A 2,502-nucleotide genomic window follows, 5' to 3' on the forward strand; every position below is an offset into this window, starting at 1 on the left:
ACTTGCTACTCTTCGGTTTTTGAGAAGTATGGGGAACTTACCTGAAGATACTGATTTCTTGTATTCCTGATGGACATTTACCCGAACTCTAAGATTTAATCGGATAATCTGAGCAGTCAGAATTGTTTTATAAGGAACCCGATGAACAAAATTATACTGAGCTTGCTTTCTACGCCTGTGCTGATTAGCTCCATCCTTTCTATGGGAGCAATATTTAATCAAGCACAAGCAACAGAACCAGAAATAAAAAGCACAGATCGGTTATCCTGTATACGTAATTACCATAAAGTTGGTTTCGTGTGTGCGAGAGCTTCGGTATTGGCTCAAATTCCTCAAACTCAGACTGAGGTAGAGTTTTCTAGAGAAGATACTCCTATGCTAGAGTTCAACGTCGAAGAAAGCGAAATGGCAGTTGCTCTATTTAATTGTGATTGTCCCGCTTGTATTAATTCTTTGCGTCAAATGCGTAACATGACACCCTTAGTTTATTAAAATTTTACGAGCGATCGCTTGTCTGCAAAAAACATCCATCTGCTCCTTCCAGCCTACTAGTTTTGACTATTGGCAGTTAATTTAATGTCCGATCGCTAAAAACTAATGATTCAATAGATTTAGTAAAGTATTGTGGAGAAACATAAATGTTTGCAGTCATAGCTTATATCGCCTTCTTAGCCTTGTTCACTGGCATCGCCTCAGGTCTGTTGTTTGGTCTGCGGGCTGCCAAGATTCTTTAGAGGATAGAGGGGTAAGGAAGACAAGGAACACTGAGGAAGAAATTACTCCCTCATCTCCCTTATCCCCTCATCCCCCTCATCCCCTCATTTTGGCTATCCCACAACAGCGTGACTTGCTACTTTTTGAGGTCTTTGGGTAGGAGGACGCATTTCTAAGCCGAGCAAATTCAGCATTTCCCGGTCAGCATCGTAATCTGGACAAGGAGTGGTGACAGTTAACATTTTCTTGTCGTCGCTAGAAAAGATAGAATTTGCTCCCGCCATGAAGCACAAAGCTTGTTCGACTTGCGAAAGTCTAGCCCTACCCGCACTGAGGCGCACATCGGCAGCAGGCATTAAAATCCGGGCTGTGGCAATCATCCGCACTACATCCCAAATGGGGACATTGGGTTGATTTTCCAGAGGTGTACCCGCTACTTGCGAGAGAATGTTGATTGGGACGGATTCTGGATGTGGATGTAGATTGGCTAAGGTGTATAACATTCCTACGCGGTCAGCAACGGTTTCACCCAAACCCAGGATACCGCCAGAACAGACAGTGACATTTGTCTGCCGAACATTATCAATTGTGTGCAGGCGATCGCCATAAGTCCTAGTGGTAATAATCGTGCTGTAATATTCTTGGGAAGTATCCAAGTTATGGTTATAAGCGTACAGTCCAGCTTCTTCTAATCGCTTTGCTTGGTCTGTTGTTAGCATCCCCAGAGTGCAGCATACTTCTAAACCCATGTCGGTCACTTCTTTGACCATTTCTAAGACTGTCTCGAATTGGGAATTATCTCGTACCTCACGCCAAGCAGCACCCATACAGACGCGACTGACACCTTGCTGTTTAGCTGTTTGGGCAATGCTGACTACTGTTTCCTTTTCTAGCAGTGCTTGGGGTTTTACCTCTGTTTGATAACGGGAAGATTGGGCACAGTAGCTACAATCTTCTGGACATCCTCCTGTTTTAATAGAAATTAGTTTACAGACTTGTATTTTGGTTGAGTCGTGATACTGGCGATGAATACTAGCAGCTTGATAAATAAGCTCTAGCAATGGCGTATCGTATATCGCCCGGATCTCTGCTTGTTGCCAATCGTAGCGTATTCCCACCGTTACTATCCTTCTTGTAAACTAGATTTATCAAGAGCTATCTTCTTGTTGTACTTGCGAAAATACAGCGTTTGGAGCGAGCAATCTAGTAGAAGTTGTGCTGCATATAGCGTTTTACTACTGATTGATTCTAAATCCTAGCGCTGTAGTTAGAAATCAGCTTATCAAGATTTTGATTGTATGGCAGATTTACTGTAAAAATACTCATCTAGCTATATCTGAGACGATAACCATGGTGAGAGCGATCGCTCTCAATATACTCTTTTGTAATGGTCATACTTCCATCACAATTTAACTCCTAACTCAGTACTTTCTTATACCAATTTAATATGAAGCTGCATAGAATAGAGCTTCGAGGATAAAGTGATAAGAAGAGATAGAAATTACCTGCTCAAATGTAAGTTGGTCAAAGATTTCTTGGATGCGATCGCGTAAAGCCTGTAAAGAAGAGAAAATTTGATTTTTCAGAGGTTTTTTGAGAAATTGCCAAAGTCTTTCGATGGGATTGAGTTCAGGGGCTGATGGTGGTTGAAACAGAGGAATAATATTTTCCGGCCAACAAATTGCTGAACTGGTATGAGCAGGTGCTTGGTCAACCTATAAAAGGGAGTAGGGAGTAGGGATTGGGGAGTAGGGAAACTAAGCCGCCCCCTTCGGGGCGGGGTTTCAA

General features: G+C 42.5%; 3 protein-coding genes and 1 pseudogene. 2 read left to right on the plus strand and 2 right to left on the minus strand.

Features of this window, described 5'->3' with window-relative positions; translation table 11 throughout:
• Window positions 1-141 precede the first annotated feature (141 nt).
• Together I8752_RS18210 and petL are read left to right on the plus strand one after the other, a co-directional pair.
• A complete protein-coding gene (locus I8752_RS18210; RefSeq protein WP_214433719.1) occupies window positions 142-492 on the plus strand; it encodes a hypothetical protein in 351 nt (116 codons plus the stop codon).
• Window positions 493-638: 146 nt separating this feature from the next.
• Window positions 639-734 carry a cytochrome b6-f complex subunit PetL gene (gene petL / locus I8752_RS18215; RefSeq protein WP_214433720.1) on the plus strand — a complete coding sequence of 32 codons (96 nt, stop codon included), beginning with the start codon at window positions 639-641 and terminating at the stop codon, window positions 732-734.
• A 93-nt stretch (window positions 735-827) separates the two neighbouring features.
• On the opposite strand, the gene bioB is transcribed toward petL, so the two are convergent.
• Window positions 828-1,841, minus strand: coding sequence for a biotin synthase BioB (bioB, locus tag I8752_RS18220; RefSeq protein ID WP_214433722.1), 1,014 nt, complete (start codon window positions 1,839-1,841; stop codon window positions 828-830).
• A 315-nt stretch (window positions 1,842-2,156) separates the two neighbouring features.
• Window positions 2,157-2,414 (minus strand): annotated as a pseudogene (locus I8752_RS38620) (transposase); the annotation flags it as partial.
• Window positions 2,415-2,502: the final 88 nt, after the last annotated feature.

Origin of the sequence: Dendronalium phyllosphericum CENA369, from assembly GCF_016056275.1 — a bacterium.
In the GTDB taxonomy this organism is placed as follows: domain Bacteria; phylum Cyanobacteriota; class Cyanobacteriia; order Cyanobacteriales; family Nostocaceae; genus Dendronalium; species Dendronalium phyllosphericum.